The sequence below is a fragment of the Sphingomonas sp. AC435 genome (assembly GCF_979253005.1).
Genome location: NZ_CEEDCJ010000004.1, coordinates 235,251 through 256,052 on the forward strand (window position 1 = coordinate 235,251; position 20,802 = coordinate 256,052).

The 20,802-nt window shown below is 67.3% G+C and carries 21 protein-coding genes; 8 read left to right on the forward strand and 13 right to left on the reverse strand.

Going from position 1 to position 20,802, the window contains the following annotated elements; all coding sequences use genetic code 11:
* Positions 1-10: 10 nt before the first annotated feature.
* From cysD to AC0CH8_RS10170, 8 genes are all read right to left on the reverse strand, one after another.
* A complete protein-coding gene (gene cysD, locus AC0CH8_RS10135) occupies positions 11-910 on the reverse strand; it encodes a sulfate adenylyltransferase subunit CysD (RefSeq protein WP_465239776.1) in 900 nt (299 codons plus the stop codon).
* A 49-nt stretch (positions 911-959) separates the two neighbouring features.
* Positions 960-1,187 (reverse strand): hypothetical protein, encoded by a 228-nt coding sequence (locus AC0CH8_RS10140; RefSeq protein ID WP_465239777.1) that lies wholly within the window; start codon positions 1,185-1,187, stop codon positions 960-962.
* Between the two features lie 373 nt (positions 1,188-1,560).
* Entirely contained in the window at positions 1,561-2,799 is a 1,239-nt protein-coding gene (locus tag AC0CH8_RS10145) for an N-succinylarginine dihydrolase (RefSeq protein WP_465239778.1), read from the reverse strand.
* On the reverse strand, positions 2,799-3,815 hold the full coding sequence (locus tag AC0CH8_RS10150; protein WP_204193109.1) for an arginine N-succinyltransferase: 1,017 nt from the start codon (positions 3,813-3,815) through the stop codon (positions 2,799-2,801). Before AC0CH8_RS10150 ends, AC0CH8_RS10145 begins: the two co-directional genes overlap by 1 nt.
* Positions 3,812-5,017, reverse strand: coding sequence for a hydrolase (locus AC0CH8_RS10155; protein ID WP_465239779.1), 1,206 nt, complete (start codon positions 5,015-5,017; stop codon positions 3,812-3,814). Before AC0CH8_RS10155 ends, AC0CH8_RS10150 begins: the two co-directional genes overlap by 4 nt.
* Positions 5,018-5,036: 19 nt before the next feature.
* On the reverse strand, positions 5,037-5,954 hold the full coding sequence (locus AC0CH8_RS10160; RefSeq protein WP_465239780.1) for a DUF481 domain-containing protein: 918 nt from the start codon (positions 5,952-5,954) through the stop codon (positions 5,037-5,039).
* Between the two features lie 71 nt (positions 5,955-6,025).
* Positions 6,026-6,499: an RNA pyrophosphohydrolase gene (locus AC0CH8_RS10165; protein ID WP_465239781.1), complete on the reverse strand. Its 474-nt coding sequence runs from the start codon at positions 6,497-6,499 to the stop codon at positions 6,026-6,028.
* A complete protein-coding gene (locus tag AC0CH8_RS10170; RefSeq protein WP_465239782.1) occupies positions 6,496-7,482 on the reverse strand; it encodes an alpha/beta hydrolase in 987 nt (328 codons plus the stop codon). Before AC0CH8_RS10170 ends, AC0CH8_RS10165 begins: the two co-directional genes overlap by 4 nt.
* Positions 7,483-7,526: 44 nt before the next feature.
* Between AC0CH8_RS10170 and AC0CH8_RS10175 the strand changes: the two genes are divergently transcribed.
* The 3 genes from AC0CH8_RS10175 (at position 7,527) to AC0CH8_RS10185 (ending at position 11,192) form a co-directional block, all read left to right on the forward strand.
* Complete coding sequence (locus AC0CH8_RS10175) at positions 7,527-8,441, forward strand: histone deacetylase family protein (protein WP_465239783.1); 915 nt, start codon at positions 7,527-7,529, stop codon at positions 8,439-8,441.
* A gap of 152 nt (positions 8,442-8,593) precedes the next feature.
* The gene (locus tag AC0CH8_RS10180; protein ID WP_465239784.1) at positions 8,594-9,943 is read left to right on the forward strand and encodes a cryptochrome/photolyase family protein; all 1,350 of its coding nucleotides are present in this window, start codon (positions 8,594-8,596) and stop codon (positions 9,941-9,943) included.
* 40 nt (positions 9,944-9,983) lie between these two features.
* The gene (locus AC0CH8_RS10185) at positions 9,984-11,192 is read left to right on the forward strand and encodes a class I SAM-dependent methyltransferase (protein WP_465239785.1); all 1,209 of its coding nucleotides are present in this window, start codon (positions 9,984-9,986) and stop codon (positions 11,190-11,192) included.
* A gap of 3 nt (positions 11,193-11,195) precedes the next feature.
* On the opposite strand, the gene AC0CH8_RS10190 is transcribed toward AC0CH8_RS10185, so the two are convergent.
* A complete protein-coding gene (locus AC0CH8_RS10190; RefSeq protein ID WP_465239786.1) occupies positions 11,196-11,906 on the reverse strand; it encodes an SDR family NAD(P)-dependent oxidoreductase in 711 nt (236 codons plus the stop codon).
* Between the two features lie 11 nt (positions 11,907-11,917).
* Entirely contained in the window at positions 11,918-13,372 is a 1,455-nt protein-coding gene (purF, locus tag AC0CH8_RS10195) for an amidophosphoribosyltransferase (RefSeq protein WP_465239973.1), read from the reverse strand.
* Positions 13,373-13,492: 120 nt separating this feature from the next.
* Between purF and AC0CH8_RS10200 the strand changes: the two genes are divergently transcribed.
* Genes AC0CH8_RS10200 through AC0CH8_RS10220 form a run of 5 tightly spaced genes read left to right on the forward strand, consistent with a single transcriptional unit; the run spans position 13,493 to position 16,917 of the window.
* Entirely contained in the window at positions 13,493-13,744 is a 252-nt protein-coding gene (locus AC0CH8_RS10200; protein ID WP_465239787.1) for a DUF7218 family protein, read from the forward strand.
* A gap of 50 nt (positions 13,745-13,794) precedes the next feature.
* Complete coding sequence (gene hisI, locus AC0CH8_RS10205; RefSeq protein WP_204193132.1) at positions 13,795-14,151, forward strand: phosphoribosyl-AMP cyclohydrolase; 357 nt, start codon at positions 13,795-13,797, stop codon at positions 14,149-14,151.
* 2 nt (positions 14,152-14,153) lie between these two features.
* A complete protein-coding gene (locus AC0CH8_RS10210) occupies positions 14,154-14,645 on the forward strand; it encodes a hypothetical protein (RefSeq protein WP_465239788.1) in 492 nt (163 codons plus the stop codon).
* Positions 14,646-14,677: 32 nt separating this feature from the next.
* Positions 14,678-15,109 (forward strand): MerR family transcriptional regulator, encoded by a 432-nt coding sequence (locus AC0CH8_RS10215; protein ID WP_204193137.1) that lies wholly within the window; start codon positions 14,678-14,680, stop codon positions 15,107-15,109.
* Positions 15,110-15,114: 5 nt separating this feature from the next.
* Positions 15,115-16,917 carry an acyl-CoA dehydrogenase C-terminal domain-containing protein gene (locus AC0CH8_RS10220; RefSeq protein ID WP_465239789.1) on the forward strand — a complete coding sequence of 601 codons (1,803 nt, stop codon included), beginning with the start codon at positions 15,115-15,117 and terminating at the stop codon, positions 16,915-16,917.
* A gap of 211 nt (positions 16,918-17,128) precedes the next feature.
* Here AC0CH8_RS10220 and AC0CH8_RS10225 read toward each other — a convergent pair whose 3' ends face one another.
* From AC0CH8_RS10225 to AC0CH8_RS10235, 3 genes are read right to left on the reverse strand one after another with little or no spacing between them, the layout of a single operon-like run.
* Entirely contained in the window at positions 17,129-18,553 is a 1,425-nt protein-coding gene (locus tag AC0CH8_RS10225) for a cell wall hydrolase (protein WP_465239790.1), read from the reverse strand.
* Positions 18,550-19,470 (reverse strand): cysteine synthase A, encoded by a 921-nt coding sequence (cysK, locus tag AC0CH8_RS10230; RefSeq protein ID WP_465239791.1) that lies wholly within the window; start codon positions 19,468-19,470, stop codon positions 18,550-18,552. Before cysK ends, AC0CH8_RS10225 begins: the two co-directional genes overlap by 4 nt.
* On the reverse strand, positions 19,467-20,747 hold the full coding sequence (locus AC0CH8_RS10235; RefSeq protein ID WP_465239792.1) for an MFS transporter: 1,281 nt from the start codon (positions 20,745-20,747) through the stop codon (positions 19,467-19,469). Before AC0CH8_RS10235 ends, cysK begins: the two co-directional genes overlap by 4 nt.
* Between the last annotated feature and the right edge of the window lie 55 nt (positions 20,748-20,802).

The window sequence follows — 20,802 nt, forward strand, 5'->3', positions numbered from 1 at the left end:
AGCACACCCATCAGAAATACCCCTCCCGCTTCTTTTTCTCCATGCTCGCCGCCTGATCGTGATCGATCGCACGGCCCTGCCGCTCGGAGGTCGTCGTCAGCAGCATTTCCTGGATCACCGCCGACAGCGTGTCCGCGCGACTCTCCACCGCCCCGGTCAACGGATAACAGCCGAGCGTGCGGAAGCGGATCGATCGCTCCACCGGCACTTCGCCGGGCAGCAGGCGAAACCGGTCGTCGTCCACCATCAGCAACATGCCGTCGCGCTCGACGGTCGGACGAGGCGCCGCGAAATACAGCGGCACGATCTCGATCCCCTCCGCCAGAATATATTGCCAGATATCCAGCTCGGTCCAGTTCGACAGCGGAAACACACGCAGGCTCTCGCCCCGGTTCAAGCGTGCATTGTATAGCCGCCACAATTCGGGCCGCTGCGCCTTCGGGTCCCAGCCGTGACTGGCCGACCGGAACGAAAAGATGCGCTCCTTCGCGCGGCTCTTCTCCTCGTCGCGCCGCGCGCCGCCGAACGCCGCGTCGTAACCGCCCACGGTCAGCGCCTGCTTCAGCCCCTCGGTCTTCCAAAGGTCGGTGTGTCGGCCGCCATGATCGAACGGATTGATCCCCGCCGCCACCGCGTCCGGGTTCTTGTGGACGATCAGCTCCATGCCGGCGTCCGCCGCCGCCTTGTCGCGCAGATCGTACATCGCCCTGAACTTCCAGGTCGTATCAACATGCAACAGCGGGAAGGGCGGTCGTCCCGGCGCGAACGCCTTCTTCGCCAGGTGCAGCATCACCGCGGAATCCTTGCCGACGGAATACAGCATCACCGGCCGCTCCGCCTCGGCGACTACCTCGCGCAGGATGTGGATGCTTTCGGCTTCGAGCCGTTGAAGGTGGGTGAGCGTACTCATCGACGCTTCAGATAGTCACGTCGCCGCGCCGTGCGACCAACTTATCCTGTCAGTCGCAATAGTCCGCCCGCTCGCGCTCCAGCGAGTCGAGGATGCGCGCGCCCGCCATGAACACCGCGACGGGGCACAGCGCGAACAGCATCACGCCACCCCACCCAGGATACTGGTTCATGTAATGCACGCCCCGCTCGGTCGCGCCGTTGGCGAGGCCGTAGATCACGAGGAACGCCTCGAACTTGGTCTTGATGACGAACAACCGGGCGAAGCGGGACCACATGCCCGAAACATAGCAAGGTTGGGGCCAATGGCGGAAGAGCGTCGGTTCGCCGCGAGCGAAGATGGTTACCCGTAAGTTAATCCGACACATTCAGCGGGATCGGGATCGTCCTGGGATCGACGATCATCGGAGCGTGACGATATCGCGTCGAGCCGGCGGATCCGTTCGCCCTGAGCCTGTCCCGATCCGTTCGCCCTGAGCTTGTCGAAGGGCATGGATCCTGTCCGTGCTTCGGCGGGCTCGGCATGAACACGCCTAAGCCGATGTCCGCATCCTTCGAACGTGATAGCATGCGGAACCGTGGACGCGGGGCGAGCCCGGCTCGAATGACCGCTGAGCGATCCATCAACGGGGGAACGTTGCGACCAGACCGTCACACCAGCTCGGCCAGACCCAACGCCTCCAGCAACGCCGCCCGCGCCGCTTCGACCGCCGCCATCAGCGCAGGATCATGCAAACCGTCCGCCGCGATCTCCTCCGGCCAATGCGCCTCGATCACCGCCGCGATCCGGTCCAGTCGGGCATGGTCCACCAGAAACCGCGGATCGACCAGCGCCGGCTCGGCCACCACGCGCAGCCGCAGACACGCCGGCCCGCCACCGTTCGCCATCGACTCGCGAACGTCGACCACCTCGACACGCCGGATCGGACCGTTGCCGGCGACATGCTCCATCAGCCACAACCATACGGACGGCGTCTCCCGCGCCTCGCCGGGCACGATCAGCGTCATGCTTCCATCGGGCAGCGTCACCAGTTGCGCGTTGAACAGATAGCTGGAAATCGCATCCGCCAGCGATACCCGCGCCGCCGGCACCTCCACGATCTCCACCGCGGGCAGCGCCGCACGCAAATCTGCGTAGAAGCCGTCACGATCCGCGAACGCCTGTTCATGCGCGAACAGCACCCGCTCGTTCGCCACGGCGACGACATCGTTGTGGAACGCGCCCGCCGCGATCGCCGCTTCCGACTGTTCGACGAACAGCGCGTGACGGACACCGTGCCGCCGCGCGACAGCCGCGCTCGCATCGCGGTGCTGGCGCGCAGGAAAGGGCCCGCCGCTGCGTCCGTAGACGAACACCTCGACGCCCGCCTCGCCATGCCGCTCGCACAGCCGCATGTGATTGGCCGCGCCCTCGTCCCCGAACGGGGCCGGCACCGGGCCATGCACCACGAACGACGGATCGGCGAACGCGACGCGCAACTGCGCCAGCGTCGCCGGCCATTCGTGGCTGCGATGCGGCATCGTCACCAGATTGGCGACGGTCAGGTGACACCGTCCGTCCTTGCAGTCGGTGGCGGGCGACACCGTCGCCGCATTCGCCGCCCACATCGCCGACGCCGACATCGCCTGCGCCAGAAGATGCGGTTCGGCTGCTTCGACATCGCTCGCCAGCGCCGCCAGCCAGCCGCGATCGGGCCGCGGGTGCGGCAGCAATATGCCCTGCACCAGCCCAAGATCGAGGTTTGCGCGCATCTTGGCGATGCCCTGCAACGCCGCCGCGCGTGGCCGCGACACCAGCCCGGCGTTCCGCGTCGCCGCCAGATTGCCCGGACTCAGGCCGGCATAATTGTGGCTCGGGCCGACGATCCCGTCGAAATTGATCTCCCGCATCACAGCCGCCCGACATGCGTGACGTGGTCGTCCTCACCGACGCCCAACGCACTCGCCGCCTCCACCGACAGCACGATCCCGTCCGCCGCCTCGCGTACCAGCCCGAACGTGCAGCGGAAATCCGCCATGTGCCCGCACGCGACCAGCGCCTCCGCGCCGCCGTCGCGATCGACCGCGATGATCCGGCTCGCCCGTGCCTCGCGGATTGACCGGACGGCATCCGTCCGCGCCGTCATCGTCGGTCCCCCATCGAAGATGTCGCAGTAATTCTCGTACGCGAAGCCTTCGTTCTCCAGCATCCGCATCGCCGCTCGCCCGCTGGGGTGGGGCAGGCCGATCACCGATCGCGCGTGATCCGACAGCATCGCGGTGTAGATCGGGTGCTTCGGCATCAGGTCGGCGATGAACTGGTGGCCGTTCGTCGCATTGAACTGGTCGGCATCCTGAAAATTCATCCCGAAGAACCGCCCCGCCAGCCCGTCCCAGAACGGCGATCCGCCTGCCTCGTCGATCACCCCGCGCAACTCCGCCAAAATGCGATCCGCGAACCGCTTCCGGTGCATCGCGATGAACAGATAGCGCGCCCGGGCCAGCAACAGCCCCAGGCCACCCGCGCGCTCGCCCGGATGCAGGAACAGCCCTCCAACCTCCGACGCCCCCTCCAGATCGGTGGTCAGCGTCAGCATCTCGGCGCGGAATGTCCGCCCCAGTTCCTTGCTTGCCTGCGTCAGCGTCCCCAGCCGATAGCTGTAGAAGGGGTGACGCTGCCCGACCCGCGTGAAGATCTGGCACGTGCCCCGGACCTCGCCCGTCGCGACATCCTCCAGCACCAGCACGAACAACTCGTCCTCGATCGCCTCGTCCTGCCGCGCGAACGCCTCGTGGCTGCGGTCCAGCTTCGCCTTCAGCGCGCGGCGGTCGGGCGGCAGGTTCGTGAAGCCGCCCCCGGTCAGCTTCGCCATCTCGTACAGGTGCTGAAGATCGTCGTCGGTCGCGGCGCGGATGCGGTGGCTCATGCCGGCAGCCTAGCCGCGATCCGCAGCATCGTCACGGCGGTCAGCGCGGCCCGTTCGATCAGGCTGTCGACCAGCAGGAATTCGTCGCTGGAATGGATCGCACCGCCGCGCACGCCCATCGTGTCGACCACCGGCACGCCCGCCGCGGCGATGTTATTGCCGTCGCACACCCCGCCGGTGTCCCGCCAGCCGACCGCGATGCCCAGCGATCCTGCCGCATCCTCGATCACCGCCTGCAACGCTTCCGCCCCAGAATCGACCGGCTTGGGCGGGCGATTGAAGCCGCCATGCACCGCCACCGAGACGCCGCGTCGCCCGGCGACTTCGGCCGTCACCCGGTCCACCACCGCCTGCGCCCGCGCGATCGCACCGGCATCGCGCGGGCGGAAGTTCACGCGCAGCACGGCGAGTTCGGGCACGACGTTGTTCGGCCCGCCGCCCTCGATCCGCGCCGGATTGACCCACAGCCCGTCGCCGCGCGCATCCGCCAGCCGCACCGCGATCTCCGACGCCGCGACGATCGCGTTGCGGCCCTCTTCGGGATTGCGCCCGGCATGCGCGCTCCGACCGCGCACCACGATCGAGAAATTGCCCGTACCTCCGCGTGCGCCGACCAGCGTGCCGTCCGCCAGCGCCGGCTCATATCCCAACGCGGCGACCTTGCTCGCCGCCACCTCCGCGATCAGCGCGGCCGACGACAGCGATCCGGTCTCCTCGTCCGAATTGATGAGCACATCATACCCCAGCGCGCAGCCGCCCACCGCCTCGATCGCGGTCAGCGCCGCCAGCATTGCCGCCAGCCCGCCCTTCATGTCGGCCACGCCCGGCCCCACCAGCACCCCCGGCTCGCGCCAGTGCAGCGTCTGAAACGCGTGGTCCGCACCGTACACGGTGTCCATATGCCCCATCAGCAGCACGCGCTGTTCGGCATCGGGCCGCACCCTCACCAGCAGGTGCCGCCCATGTGCCAGCGGCGACACGATCCCATCCGCCGCCACGCTCTCGACCGGCGCCGGCTCGATCAGCGAAACGTCGCCCGGCAGCACCGCGAACGCATCCGCCAGCACGGTAGCCATCCGCGCCAGCCCGTCGATATTGCGCGTGCCGCTGTTGATTGCCGCCCAATGCTCGACTTGTGTCAGCATCGCCGCCGCATCCAGCCGCGTGACCACGGCCTGCTCGTTCGAAGTCATCCCCACCATCGACGGGGATGTACCGGCGTCAGAAGGAATAGACCAGCGAGGCCCGGCTGATCGTGTCCGTCGTCTTGCGCCCGGCGGGCGGCATGCTCTCGTACTGGACGTTGTACGACAGCTGCGCCGACAGCGGCCCGATCAGCTTCGCCTGCACGGCGCTGTTGGTGTTCACCGTCGAATTGAACCGCTGCACATAGGCGGATGCGGTCTGCGTAAAGCCCAGCCCCGGCAGGATGCGGATCCGGAAGTCGATCGTGCCGCGCCCGGCGAGGCTCGACTGCACCGTCCCGTCGGTAAAGGCGGTGTGCCGGTATGCCGGCCCCAGCTCGACATCGAGTTGCATGTTCGCTTGCTTGATCGCGCTGTACCCGGCACCGCCCGACACCGACACACGGTCGTAATAGCCGAGGAATTTGTCGCTTTCATACTGTGCCGCCCCGTACGCATAGGCGCGGTCGCCGAACTTGTAATTGGGTTCGTAGCTGGCGAGGTAGTGCTCGCGCGTCGTGATGCCCAGGCTTTCCTGATAATCCGCCTGCGCGCGGAACTTGTGCCGCCATTGCAGCCCCTCGCGCGTCAGATCGACCACGGCACTGCCCCCCGCCGTCTCCGAATTCCCCGTCGACACGAAGCCGCCGAGTTCGGCCTTGCCCGTCCACAGCGTCAGGAAGCTCGCCTGCCGGATCACCCGTTCGCGTGCCGCCGCGCGGTCCGCACGCCACTTGTTCGCGATCGCCAGCACCGCGTCGCCGCTCAGCGGATCGGCCGAGCGCGCATATTTCACGATCGTCGACACCTCGCCCTCGTTGCCCGAATCCAGCGCGGCATCCAGCATCGCCCGGATATTCTCCGGGATCATCGCCCCCGCCGCCGTCTGCTGCGGGGCGGGAGCCGGCGCCGACACATCGACCGCGGCGCTCATCAGAAGGGCGAGGGTAAGCACGCTTGTCCTACTATAACATTGTCGCCGGCTCGCAACCGTCTCTGGGCGATCCGCTTTTCGACCTTCTAGGGCTATGCGCCCAGATGCCCCGCGAACGCGGCCAGCACATCCTCGTACAGCTGCCGCTTGAACGGCACGATGACTCGCGGCAACTCCGCCGGCTCGATCCAGCGCCACGCGCGGAACTCGGGATGCGGCGTGCGGATGTCGACATCGTGATCCTCGCCGAGGAAGCGGAACAGGAACCAGCGCTGCACCTGCCCGCGCCACTTGCCCTTCCAAACCTTGCCGATCAGCTCCGGCGGCAGGTCGTAGGTGAACTCGCCCGGCGCCTCCGCGACCAGTTCGACCTTGTCGGGCGCAACGCCGGTTTCCTCCCATAGCTCCCGCGTCGCCGCAGTCAGGGCATCCTCGCCGGGATCGATCCCGCCCTGCGGCATCTGCCACGCCTCCAGCGTCGAATCGAGCCGCTGCCCGACGAACACCAGCCCCTCGCGATTGACCAGCATCACGCCCGCGCAAGGGCGATAGGGCAGGTCGCTCACGATCCCGCCGCCTGCCGCATGACGCGGTCGCCTTCCATCTCGACGATCATCCCCTTCACCGCCAGCAGGAAGCCCGCGACATCGGCCTGCGACGAGGGGATCGCCTTGCGGACGTTCAGGAAGCCGTGGATGTTGCCCACCGCTTCCCGGTACACCACCGGCACCCCCGCCTGCGCCAGTGCCGCGACATAGGCACGCCCCTGATCGCGGATCGGGTCGAGGCTGGCGGTGATGACGACGGCCGGCGGCATGCCCGCCATGTCCTGATGCAGCGGTGACGACCGCACATGATGCAGGTCCGCCGCGTAGGCATCCTGAAACCACAGCAGCGTCTCGCGATCGAGCAGGTACCCCTTGGAGAACGCCCGCACCGACGCATAGTCGCCGCCCGTCATGTCCGCCGCCGGGTAGAGCGGCGCCTGCGCGATCACCGGCACGGCGGCCGGTCGGTCACGCAGGCTCATCGCGGTGACGATCGTCAGATTGCCGCCCGCACTGTCCCCGCACAGCACCAGCGCCGTGACGCTCCGCCCCAGCTCCTCGGGGCTGTCCGCCACCCACCGTGCCGCCGCTTCCGCATCGTCCGGTGCGGCCGGCCATTTCGCTTCCGGTGCCAGCCGATAATCGACTGCGATCACCGGGATATCCAGAACCCGTGCGATCTCCGCACACGCGCTGGCGTGGCTCTCCAGATCGCCGATCACGAAACCGCCGCCGTGATAGAAGACCATCGCCGGCCCCGGCACGCGCGTCTCCTGCGCATCGAACAGCCTCGCCTTCATCGGCCCGCCGGGTCCGGGGATCGTCAGGTCGCGCATCACCGCCAGCGCGCCGACCGGCGGCTCCGCCACGCCGGGCATCGCCGAATACACTGCACGCGCGGCGGGCGGTTCCAGCTGATAGGTTCGCGGGCCGGGCAGGTTGTTCAGATACTCCAGGAACTTGCTCACGTCCGGGCGGACATACGGGCTCGGGTCGGTCATTCCTGCTCCTCGCGCTTCTGGCGTGTCGATGCTACCTAGGGGGCGTGATCCATGTCGTCCATCACCCCGCCTATGTCGCGCCCGCACCCGCCCGCTCCACCTATCGCTGGGGCAAGAACGGCCTGATCCGCGACCTGCTGCGCGAACGCGGCGAAGCACTGACGTGGCACACGCCCGACCCGATGCCGGTCCGCTGGCTGGAGGCGACTCACGACCCCGAATACGTGGCGGAGGTGCTGGAGGCCCGCGTGCCGCCCTCGAAGACGCGCCGCATCGGCTTCCCGATAACGCCGGAGGTCGCCACCCGCGCCGCCGCGGTGCCGGGCGGGACGTGGCTCGCCGCGCACCTCGCGCTGGAACACGGCTTTGCGGCCAATACGGCGGGCGGCAGCCACCATGCGCTGCACGATACGGGTGCCGGATACTGTATCTTCAACGACCTGGCCGTCGCCGCGACACGGCTGGTGGAGGAACGGACCGTCGACCGCATCCTGATCGTCGATGTCGACGTCCATCAGGGCGACGGCACCGCCGCGCTGACGGCCGGCCATCCGCAGATCGCGACCTATTCGATCCACGCCGAAAAGAACTTCCCCGCACGCAAGGCGCGTTCGACGCTCGACGTGCCGCTGGCGGACGGGATCGGCGACGACGACTATTGCGCAACGCTGGAGACGACGTTGTCCCCGCTGCTCGACAGCTTCGCCCCCGATCTGATCCTGTATCAGGCCGGTGTCGATCCGTTCGCCGACGACCGCCTCGGCCGCCTGTCGCTCAGTCTGCCGGGCCTCGAACGCCGCGAACGGCTGGTGGCGCGGCTGGTGTCCGACCGCGGCATCCCGCTTGCGAGCACCGTCGGCGGTGGCTATGGCGACGACGCGCTGGAGATTGCCCACCGCCACGTCGCCGCGATCATGACGCTGGGCGATGCGCTGTCCTACAGGTCCGCTCTCGTGTAAGGACAGCAGGATCAGGGGTTTATGGCCGGACTCCGGGTGGTCGTGAAAAGCCGCATTGGACTAACCTTAGCCTAACTTTCCGAAGCATCGGGGAGGGTCAGGCGGGACAGCGATCGGGAACGCCACCACCCGCCGGAGCGTACGTCCTGCCGATGCCGAATCCCGTAATCGTCTGGCTCCGCCAGGACCTCCGCCTCCACGATCAACCCGCCCTGATCGCCGCCGCCCATGAAGGCCCGGTGATCCCGGTCTATATCCTCGACGACGACACCCCCGGCGAATGGCGGATCGGCGGCGCGCAGCGCTGGTGGCTCCATCACAGCCTGACCGCGCTGGCGGAGGCGCTGGCGGAAAAGGGCAGCCGCCTGATCCTCCGCCGCGGCAAGGCCGTCGAGGTCCTGGACGCGCTGATGCAGGATACCGGTGCCGGCACGATCCACGCCATCCGCCACTACGAACCGTGGTGGCGCAAGGCAGAGGCGGCGCTCGGTGATCGACTTTGCCTGCACGACGGCAACCACCTCGCGCGGCCCGAGGATGTCCGCACCGGCTCCGGTGGCCAGTTCCGCATCTATTCCTCCTTCTGGAAGGCGCTCCAGAACCACCTCCCGCCGGAACATCCCCATCCGGCTCCGCGCGATATCCCCGCACCGGCGACATGGCCGAAGTCGGAGACGCTCGCCGACTGGGACCTGCTGCCGACCAAGCCCGACTGGTCCCCCGGCTTCGACGAGGATTGGGTGCCCGGCGAGGATGAAGCGCTCCACCGGTTGAAGACGTTCGCGAAAAAGGCCGACGCTTACGACACCGCCCGCAACATGCCGTCGGAGGAGGGCAGTTCGCGCCTGTCGCCGCACCTGCATTTCGGCGAAGTCTCGCCGCGCACCGTCTGGCACGCCACGTCCGGTACGACCTACCGCAAGGAACTGGCGTGGCGGGACTTCACCGATGGCGTCGTCCTCGCGCTGCCCGGCTACGCCACCGATAACGGCCGCCCCAAATACGATGCGCTGCAATGGCGCACCGGCAAGGACGCGGCATCGGACCTGAAGGCCTGGCAGACCGGCCATACCGGCTACCCGATCGTCGACGCCGGCATGCGCCAGCTTTGGACCAGCGGCTGGATGCACAACCGCGTGCGGATGATTACGGCCAGCTTCCTCATCAAGCATTTGCTGATCGACTGGCGGGAGGGCGAGCGCTGGTTCTGGGATTGCCTGATCGATGCGGATTACGGCAACAATTCCGTCAACTGGCAGTGGGTGGCGGGTACCGGCGTCGACTCGAATATGTTCAGCCGCATCATGGCGCCGCTGACGCAGTCGGAGAAGTTCGACGCCGCCGATTACATCCGCCGCTGGGTGCCCGAACTCGCCAAGGTGCCGGACGCCGCGATCCACGATCCCGAAGCCGCCGGCTGCCTGCCCAGGGGCTATCCGCCGAAGATCATCGGCCACCGCGAAGCCCGCGAACGTGCATTGGCAGCGGCGGCGGCGCTGTAGGGCTTCCCTCCGGCCGTCCGCCGGTGCAAAGGCGCGCCGCATGGAAGCAGGGGGCATCCACCTTCATCGTCGCAGCCGGACGGCGCGCCTGATCGCGCGGCCGTTTCACCGGCTGCTCGACCGTATCGATCGCGGACTGGAATGCGGGGCGATCGAGGCGCAGTTGCCGGACGGCACCGCGCGCCTGATCGGCGGTCGCTCCGACGGCCCGGTGGCGATCGTCGCCGTTCACCGCTGGCGCGCGCTCGTCCGCCTCGCGACCGCGGGGTCGGTCGGCTGGTATGAGGGATGGGAAGCCGGCGACTGGTCCAGCCCCGATCCCGTGCCGCTGTTCGATCTGTTCATGCGCAACCGCGTCGCACTGGGTCGGGCCGCGCGTTCGGGCGGTGTGGCACGGCTGGCGGCGCGGGCGTGGCATCACCTCCACCGCAATCACCGCGCGGGCTCGCGCCGGAACATCGCCGCGCATTACGACCTCGGCAACGATTTCTACCGCGAGTGGCTGGACGAAAGCCTGACCTATTCCAGCGCGATCTTCGGGCAAGGCGATACGCTGGAACAGGCGCAGGCCCGCAAGCTCATGGCCGTACTGGATCGCACCGGGACGAAGCCGGGCGATACGATCCTGGAGATCGGCTGCGGCTGGGGTTCGTTCGCGGCGCTCGCATCAGAACAGGGACGCAGGGTTCACGCGCTGACCCTGTCGACCGAGCAGAAGGCGATGCTCGACGCCCGCGACCTGCCGGGTGTCACCGTCTCGCTGACCGATTACCGCGACACCGCGGGCCGGTTCGATGCGGTCGCCAGTATCGAGATGGTGGAGGCGGTGGGGCAGGCTTATTGGCCCGCCTATCTCGATACTATCGCCCGCGTCCTGAAGCCGGGCGGGCGTGCCGCAATCCAGTATATCGCCATCGCCGACGACGTGTTCGACGCCTATGCCAGCAGCGTTGACTTCATCCAGCGCCACGTCTTCCCTGGCGGAATGCTGCTCTCCGAAAGCCGATTCCGCGCACTGGCGGAAGCACGCGGCCTGTCATGGCAGGACACGCGTCATTTCGGCTTCGATTACGCGGAGACGCTGCGCCTGTGGCGCGAACGCTTCGACGCTGCGGAGAGGGAAGGGCGCTTGCCCGCCCGCCTCGACGCGCGCTTCCGCCGCCTCTGGCGCTATTACCTGATGTATTGCGAAGGCGGCTTTCGCGGCGGCGGCATCACCGTCGCACAGGTGACGCTGGTCCGGGAATGACGCTCAGACGCTGACCCGTTCGCGGTGGCCGTCCGCGAAGCCGCCGACCGCCAGCGCGACGATCGCTTCGGCCACCACCTCCGGCGCCTTGACCGACGCCGGGTCCTCGCCCGGATAGGCGCGCGCGCGCATCTTCGTGCGGGTCGCGCCCGGATCGACGATCGCGGTGCGGACGCGGCTCATCTCCGCCACCTCGTCACCATACGCGCCCAGCAGCGTTTCGAACGCCGCCTTCGACGCACCGTAAGCACCCCAGAAAGCGCGCGGCGTCTGCGCCACGCTGGAGGTGACGCCGATCACCCGGCCGTGTTCCGCACGGCGCAGCATCGGGTCGAACGCCGCGATCATCGCCGCCTGCGCGCTGACGTTGAGCGTCAGCACCTGTGCGAACTCCTTGGGATCGATCGACGGCACCGACGCGAGGCTGCCGAGCATGGCCGCGTTCAGGACCATCACGTCCAGCGCCTCCCAGCGCTCGCCGACTGCCGTCGCCAGCTTGGCGATCGAATCGGTCTGCGTCAGGTCGAGCGGCGCGATCGTCGCCGAACCGCCAGCGTCGAAGATCGCCTGCTCGACCTCCTCCAGTCCCGCCGCGGTGCGGGCGGTGATGACGACGTGCGCGCCCCGTGCCGCCAAAGCTTTCGCGGTTGCGGCACCGATGCCACGGCTGGCGCCGGTGACCAGCGCCAGCCGGTTCTCGAGTGTCTTGTCCATGTTCGGTCCGGTCAGTTGACGCGTTCGGCCAGCAGCGCGAATTGATCGACCTCGGCGCTTTCGTCCTGGTCGGTCAGGGTGGTGGGATAGTCGCCCGTGAAGCAGGCGTCGCAATACCGCGGCCGCGCATCGCGCTGCGCCTCGCCCAGCGCCTTGTACAGGCCGTCGATCGACACGAAGGCGAGGCTGTCGGCGTGGATGAAGTCGGTCATGCCGCCGATGTCCAGCTTGTGCGCCAACAGCTTGGTCCGCTCCGGCGTATCGACGCCGTAGAAGCAGCTGTGCTTGGTCGGCGGCGACGCGATGCGCAGGTGAACTTCCGCCGCGCCGGCATCGCGCATCATCTGCACGATCTTGAGCGAAGTCGTGCCGCGGACGATCGAATCGTCCACCAGGATCACACGCTTGCCCTCGATCAGCGCCCGGTTCGCGTTGTGCTTCAGTTTGACTCCAAGGTGGCGAACATTGTCGCCCGGCGAGATGAAGGTCCGACCCACATAATGCGAGCGGATGATGCCCAGTTCGAACGGAATGCCCGACGCCTGCGCATAGCCGATCGCGGCCGGCACACCCGAGTCCGGGACCGGGATGACGAGGTCGGCGTCAACCGGCGATTCCGCGGCGAGTTGCGCGCCGATCTCCTTGCGCACCGAATACACGGAATGATCGTCGACGATCGAATCGGGGCGCGAGAAATAGACCCATTCGAAAATGCAGGGCCGTGGTGCCTGTTGCTTGAACGGGTGGATCGAGCGCACGTCGGAACCCTGCACGATCACCAGCTCGCCCGGCTCTACCGCACGTTCGAACGTCGCGCCGCACACATCGAGTGCGACGGTTTCGCTGGCGAAGATGATCGCATCACCCAGCCGGCCCATCACCAGCGGCCGGATACCGAGCGGATCGCGGCAGGCAATCATACCCTCCGGCGTCATCACCAGCAGCGAATACGCCCCCTCGACCTGCTTCAGCGCGTCGATGAACCGGTCGAGCAAGGTGCGGTAGTTGGAGGTGGCGACGAGGTGGATGATCGTCTCGGTGTCGCTGGTCGATTGGAAGATCGAACCGCGACGGACGAGATCGCGGCGGAGCTTCATCGCGTTCGAGATGTTGCCGTTGTGCGCGACCGCAAATCCGCCCGACTGAAGCTCCGCATACAAGGGCTGCACGTTGCGCAGCGCCGTCTCGCCGGTGGTCGAGTAACGGACATGGCCCGTCGCGACGCTGCCGGGCAGGCTGCGGATCACGGAATCGCTGTCGAAATTGCCGGCGACGTGGCCCATCGCCCGGTGCGTGTGGAAATGGTGGCCGTCGAAGCTGGTGATCCCCGCCGCCTCCTGGCCGCGGTGCTGCAACGCGTGCAGCCCGAGCGCCACCAGCGCCGCAGCACTGTCGCTGCCGGATACGCCGAAGATGCCGCACTCTTCGCGCAGCTTGTCGTCATCGAAAGGGTGGGTGGTCAGCATGATGTCCGCAGGTCCGCCGGCTGTGTGGCCGGGCATATAGGGACGCTAACATGGTTTGTCGCCCCGCCCGTGGAGCGCTTCGTCGAAAGGATCGTTATGGGCGGCCGAAGGAGAGGTGTCATGGCACGCGATCACGGTCCCCAGATCAAGGACGATGCGCTGTACGAGGACCTGCTCAAGCAGGGCAATTCGAGGGAGAAGGCGGCGAGGATCGCCAACGCCAAGGCCGCTGGAACGATCGACCACCGCAGCACGCACCTCGAGGATCGAACCAAGGCGGAACTGATGGACGAGGCGAAGGAGATCGGGATCGAAGGCCGATCCAAGCTGGACAAAGCCGCGCTGGTGAAGGCGATCCGCGACCATCGCTGATATAGCGACGAAGCTGGCGGGCGATCCCGCATCTACGCTACGCCGCGCCGATGACCGACCGCGATGCAACGCTCCGCCTTGATCCCCGCTATGACGAGCACGGCCTCGTCACCGCCGTCGTCAGCGACCGGGCAGGTGCGCTGCTGATGGTCGCGCACATGAACGCTGATGCGCTGGCGGCGACGCAGGCGAGCGGCGAAGCGACCTTTTGGTCGCGCAGTCGACAGCGCTTGTGGAAGAAGGGCGAAACGTCCGGCAACGTCCTAGCGGTCGTCGAGATGCGGATCGACTGCGATCAGGACGCGCTGTGGTTGATCTGCGACGCGGCGGGCCCAGCCTGCCACACCGGCGCGACGAGCTGCTTCTACCGCCGGGTGGAGGGCGACGCGCTGGTTCCGATCGCATGAGAGTGAGCATTGCGCTGGCGCTGGCGATCGCGGGGTGCAGCGGCGAAGCGCCCGACCGATCACCTGATACGCCCGGATCGAAGCTGGAAGCGGCTGCTCTGGAGCAGGGCCTGATCGTTGATCCCGCAACCGCCACGCTGGGCGGTTCATGGGCGCGCGACTCGGATCGGCTGTGCGTCGTCGGCGAAGAGCGTGGTGATCAACGGATCGGCATCGTCACCGATTACGGCGAAGGACAGGCGTGCAGCGCGACTGGTCTTGTTCGTCGTTTGGGCGAAAGACTCGACGTCGAGCTTCGCAACGGGTGCCGGTTCGATGCGCGGTTCGAAGGCGACCGCATCGTTTTTCCCGCCGAGGTTCCCGCGGCCTGCGCCAGTTTGTGTACGGGTAGAGCGTCACTTGCAGCGATCCGCGTCGAGAGGCTCAGCACGTCCGTGTCGGAGGCGCGCACGTTGCGGGATCGCGACGGGGCACCGCTCTGCGGCGATCCTTGACGTTGACGTAAGGGTAAGCTAAATTTGGGGATATGGTGCAGGCTGCTTCCTACGCGCCGATCGCGGCCCATCCCGATCGGCAGACCTTCTCGATCTCTGACTTGTCGGCAGAATTCGGGATCACCGCCCGCGCGCTGCGGTTCTACGAGGACGAGGGGCTGATCGCGCCGGAGCGACGCGGCACCCAGCGGATCTATTCGCAGCGCGATCGGGCGCGACTGGCGTGGATCCTGCGCGGCAAGCGCGTGGGCTTCTCGCTGGGCGAAATTCGCGAGATGATCGACCTCTATGACTTCGGCGACGGACGCCGGTTGCAGCGTCAGGTCACGATCGAACGTTGTCGCGCACGGATCGCGACGCTGGAAGCGCAGCGCCGCGATATCGATGCCGCGATCACCGAGCTGACCAACTTCGTGGCGGTCGTCGAACCCGCCAGCGATAACGACAACAAGACCAAGGACTGAGAGAGATGCCGCAGTACACGCCCCCCGTCCGCGATACGCGTTTCGTGCTGGAGCACGTCGTCGGCCTCGATCGGCATGCCGATGTGGAGGGTTTCGCCAATGCCACGCCCGATACGGTCGACGCCGTACTGGAAGAGGGCGGCCGCTTCGTCGCGGAGGTGCTGTTCCCGCTGAACCAGATCGGCGACCTGCACGGCTGCACCCGCGCCGACGACGGCAGCGTCACGGCGCCGCCGGGCTTCAAAGACGCGTATCGCCAGTTCGTCGAGTCGGGCTGGGGCACGCTCAGCGCGCCGGAGGCGTTCGGTGGGCAGGGGATGCCGCACGTCGTCTCGACCGCGTTTCAGGAATACATGATCTCCGCCAACATGGCCTTCGCCATGTATCCCGGCCTCGCTCACGGGGCGATCGCGGCGCTGGTGGTGAAGGGTAGCCCTGAACAGCATGCCAAGTATCTGCCCCGCATGGTGTCCGGCGAATGGGGCGGCACGATGAACCTGACCGAGCCGCAGTGCGGCACCGACTTGGGCCTGATCCGCACCCGCGCGGAGCCGCAGGCGGACGGCAGCTACAGCATCACTGGCACCAAGATCTTCATCTCGGCGGGCGAGCACGACCTGACCGACAACATCATCCACCTCGTCCTCGCCAAGACACCCGGCGCACCGGACAGCAGCAAGGGCATCTCGCTGTTCGTCGTGCCGAAGGTGATGGTGGAGGACGATGGCTCGCTCGGGGCGCGCAATGCCGTGACGTGCGGCTCGATCGAGCACAAGATGGGCATCCACGGCAATTCGACCTGCGTCATGAACTATGACGGCGCGACCGGCTGGCTGGTCGGCGAGGAGATGAAGGGGCTGGCCGCGATGTTCATCATGATGAACGCGGCACGGCTGGGCGTCGGGCTTCAGGGTCTGGCGGTGGCGGAAACGGCGTACCAGAACGCGGTCCATTACGCCCGCGACCGTCGCCAGGGTCGTGCGCTGACCGGTCCCGCCGAGCCCAACGAAAAGGCCGATACGCTGTTCGTCCATCCGGACGTTCGCCGGATGCTGATGGAGGCGAAGGCGTGGACGGAGGGTCTGCGGGCCCTGTGCCTGTGGGGCGCGCTTCAGGTGGATCTGGAGCACAAGGCGGGTACCGAGGAGGAGCGCCAGATCGCAGCGGACCTGATCGGCCTGCTGACCCCGGTCATCAAGGGCGTCGGCACCGACAAGGGCTACGAGATCGCCACGACGGCGCAGCAGGTTTACGGCGGCCATGGCTACATTCGCGAATGGGGTATGGAGCAATATGTCCGCGATGCCCGCATCGCCCAGATTTACGAGGGTACCAACGGCGTGCAGGCGATGGACCTCGTCGGCCGCAAGTTGGCGCAAAACGGCGGTCGCGCGGTGCAGGCGTTGTTCCGCATCGTGACGGAGGAAATTGCGGCGGCTGAAGGCGATGCGGCGACCGTGGATTATGCGACCCGGCTGGAGCGCGCGCTGAACGAGCTTCAGGCGGCGACGATGTGGTTCATGGCGAACGGCATGAAGGACCCGAACAACGTCGGTGCCGGCGCGACCGCGTACATGCACCTGATGGGTCTGGTCGCGACCGGCCTGATGTGGCTGCGCATGGTCGTCGCGGCGACGGCACTGAAAACGGCAGGTGAGGGCGATGTCGCCTTCCTCGACGCCAAGCTGGTCACGGCGCGGTTCTTCGCGGAGCGTATTCTGCCGGACGCGGGCGCGCTTCGCCGCAAGATCGAGGGCGGTGCCGAGGCAGTGATGGCGTTGCCGGAGGAGATGTTCCTCGCAGCTTGATATGGGTGAGGAGCAGCCGGTGCGAGGTGTAGCTCGGCTTGGGCGTCGAACTTGACCATGTATCGCTAGAGAGCGTCATCAGCGAAAGCTGGTATCGTCCAGTGGCTTGCCGGCTTGCGCCGTCGCGGAAAATGCCAGCTTTCGCTGAAATCGCGGAGGGGCGGGGACGGCACCAGCTTAGTCGGAATAGTGGGTCGAGGCGTTGCCTGGACTATTCCCGAGACTGGCCGATCTCCGCCGTCGTAGAAGCTCCCAGCCTCTGCTGGGCTGACGCAGGGGGCGGGGACGGGGAACCGGACTTGGTCGGGGTGGCGCGTGATGTGGGGCGGGACGCTTCGGGTGCCGTTGCATCCTTCGCGGGCGCGGGCCGCACCGGCTTCGTCGCGTCATTGCCGGTCGAGCGACGTACGCCGGTCAGGTCCGACACGGTTCTGGTCGGTGACGGCTGCGGGGTCGGCGTTGCGGTTGGTGCCGGGCCCGCCGCCGGCAGCGTCAGGACCTGCTGGCGCATGCAACTCCGCGGATCGGGGCGTTTGACGATGCGGCAATTCCACAGCGTCCGTTCGAACCCGAAACCCCGATCGCGCAGGTAGCTGAAGGTCATCGTCGCGACCTGTTCGGGCTCCAGCGGCAGGGCCGTCGGTGTCTTCTCCGTCCAGGCGGAGAACTTGCAGACCGGTCGATCGCCGCAGGACTGTGCCGCCAGTTGCGGCCAAGCCTCTGGTGCCAGACCTGCGGGCAACGTCACGAGGAACGTCGTCGGATCGCTCGCCAGAGGATGGGGAGCATCCTTGCCCAACACAGCGGCACTTTCGGCCAATGCGCTCGTCGCCTCCGCCAGCGCCGCTGCGGTCTTGTGCGCGTCCGAGAACGGGGCAAGGGCGGCGATCACCGGCTCCGCACCTGCAATGCCGCGATTGAAAGCGGGCGGCGTGCCCCACCAGCCGGACCAGCGGAAGAACAAGTGGCTGTGGACGGCGGCGATCTTATCGAGGCTCGACTGCCAATAGGGCACCACCCAGTCGGTATGATAATGCGTGGCATAGCCGACCTTGCGGTAGACGGTGCCCGACAATGCCGCGGCGGCTATCTTGCGCGCGGCGGTCCACAGCGCCTCGGGCGGCGTCCAGCGGGTCAGGGCACCGTCGCAGCTAAAGCTGAACTGGCAACCGGTGCGCCGCTCCTGACCCTCGAACACGACGCCGCACACGGTCTTCGGGAAGGCGGGGTGGCGGATGCGATTGATGACGACCTGCGCCACCGCGCGTTGCCCCTCCGGGTCTGCGCCGGCCTCGTACAAGAGCGCGGTCGCGAGGCAATCGGTCGCGCGGGCGCGGTTCTCGGCGTCTTCCGGGAGGCGGAACGGGCGCGCAGCCGGGTTCGGATCGCGCGAGAACGGCACCGACGCGTTGAAGGCGCGGGCCTCCCCGGGTGGCAGGTCGACGAACTCGACCGGCTCGACCGGCGGCAGCACCGTCTGCGGCACAACCTTCGTTGCGAGACGCAGCTTCGGCGCGCGGACGTGGGGGATCGTCGGCGCGTTCAGTACGACTAGTGTCGGGATCGCCAGCGCCAGCACGGCGACGATCAGCAGGACGGCCCGGAGCCAAGCTCCGGGCGCAGCTTGGGGTGTCACTGTTCGGGCAGGAAGTCCGGGACCGACAGATACCGCTCACCCGTGTCGTAGTTGAAGCCGAGCACGCGCACATCGTCGGGCAGATCGGGTAGTTTCTGCAGGATCGCCGCCAGCGTTGCACCGGACGAGATGCCGACCAGCATGCCTTCTTCACGCGCAGCGCGGCGGGCCATGTCCTTGGCCACGTTGGCATCGACCTCGATCACCCCGTCCAGCATCTGCGTATGGAGGTTGGCGGGGATGAACCCGGCGCCGATGCCTTGGATCGGGTGTGGCCCCGGCTGGCCGCCGGCGATCACCGGGCTGGCGGCGGGTTCGACGGCATAGACCTTCAGGTTGGGCCAGACCTTCTTCAGCGTCTCCGCGACACCGGTGATGTGGCCGCCGGTCCCGACGCCGGTGATGATGACATCGACCGGGGTGTCGGCGAAATCCTCCAAGATCTCCTGCGCGGTGGTGCGGGTATGGACCTCGATGTTCGCGGGGTTCTCGAACTGCTGCGGCATCCACGCGCCGGGTGTTTCCCCGACGATCTCCAGCGCGCGCTCGATCGCACCCTTCATGCCCTTTTCGCGCGGCGTCAGGTCGAAGCTGGCGCCGTAGGCCAGCATCAGGCGGCGACGCTCCAGCGACATCGACTCGGGCATGACGAGGATGAGCTTGTAGCCCTTGACCGCCGCGACCAGTGCGAGGCCGATGCCGGTGTTGCCGCTGGTCGGTTCGACGATCGTGCCGCCGGGCTTCAGGTCGCCGGAAGCCTCCGCCGCCTCGACCATCGCCAGCGCGATGCGGTCCTTGATCGAGCCGCCGGGGTTGGACCGTTCCGACTTGATCCACACTTCGGAATTCGGGAACAGGCGCTGGACGCGGATGTGCGGCGTGCGACCGATCGTGTCGAGGATCGTGTTGGCCTTCATGGCTGGGCTACTCCGTGCTGCGGTTCGATGGCGAGATTGTCTGGCGGGTCAAAGGTCCGCGCGCGCTTCAGTTCCGGAAACAGCCGTGCCCACAGAAGTGTCACGGCGATTGCGCCGACGCCGCCGAACACGACCGCGCCGACCGGCCCGAGCAGGGACGCGAGGAGGCCGCTCTCCGCCTCGCCGAGCTCGTTGCTGGCGGAGATCGTCAGCTGCGACACGGCGCTGACGCGGCCGCGCATGTGATCGGGAGTGTGGAGCTGGATCAATGAGGAGCGGACATAGACCGACACCATGTCGGCACAGCCGGCGACGACCAGCGCTACGAGGCTCAGCCAGAAATTGGTCGAGAGCCCGAACGTCAGGATCGCGAGGCCGAACACGACCACGGCGATCAGCATCTTCACGCCGACGTTCGACGTCATCGGCCGGATCGAGAAGAAGATCGCGGTCGAAGCGGCGCCGATACCCATGCCGGCGGCGAGGAAGCCCAGTCCCTGCGAGCCGACGTGCAGGATGTCGCGGGCGTAGATCGGCAGCAGCGCGGTCGCGCCGGCCAGCAGCACCGCGAACAGGTCCAGCGTGATAGCCGCCAGCACCAGCCGGTTGCGGCGGACATAGGCAAAGCCTTCGAGGATGCGGATCAGCGGCCGGCGGTCGGTCTGTGCCGGCGGTTGCGGGACCGGGGCGATCAGGAAGATCGCGCCAAGTGCCACCACGAACAGCGCCGAGATCGTGCCGTAGGCGACGTCGGGATGGATCGCGAATAGCAATCCGCCAACCGACGGCCCTGCGATCGTACCGACCTGCCACGCGATCGAACTCACCGCGATCGCCGTGGGCAGCGATTCGCGTGGCACGAGATTCGGCGCGAGGGCGGAATAGGCAGGACCCGAGAAGGCGCGGGCGATCCCGATGAAGATCGCGGCCCCGAACAATGCCGGCAGCCCCAGCATTCCAGCCCAGGTAAAGACGCCGAGCGTCCCCGAGGTCAGCACCAGCAGGCCGGTCGTGAAGCGCACGATCCACCGCCGGTCCACACTGTCCGCGACCAGTCCGACGAGTGGCGTCAGCAGGAACAGCGGCACGAACTGCGCGACGCCGATCATGCCCAGCAGGAACGCCGCCTCCCGGATCGACATCGTTTCGCGCGCCAGGCTGTACACCTGCCAGCCGATCACGATCGCCAGCGCGCTGAGCGCAACCGTTCCGGTGAACCTTGACAACCAGTAGGCGCGGAAGTTGGCGATCCGGAGCGGGTGGAGCGGTTTATCCATTGATCACGGGCTGTAGTCGCCCGGCGGAGCGGCGCGCAAGCCGACTTCCTGTATC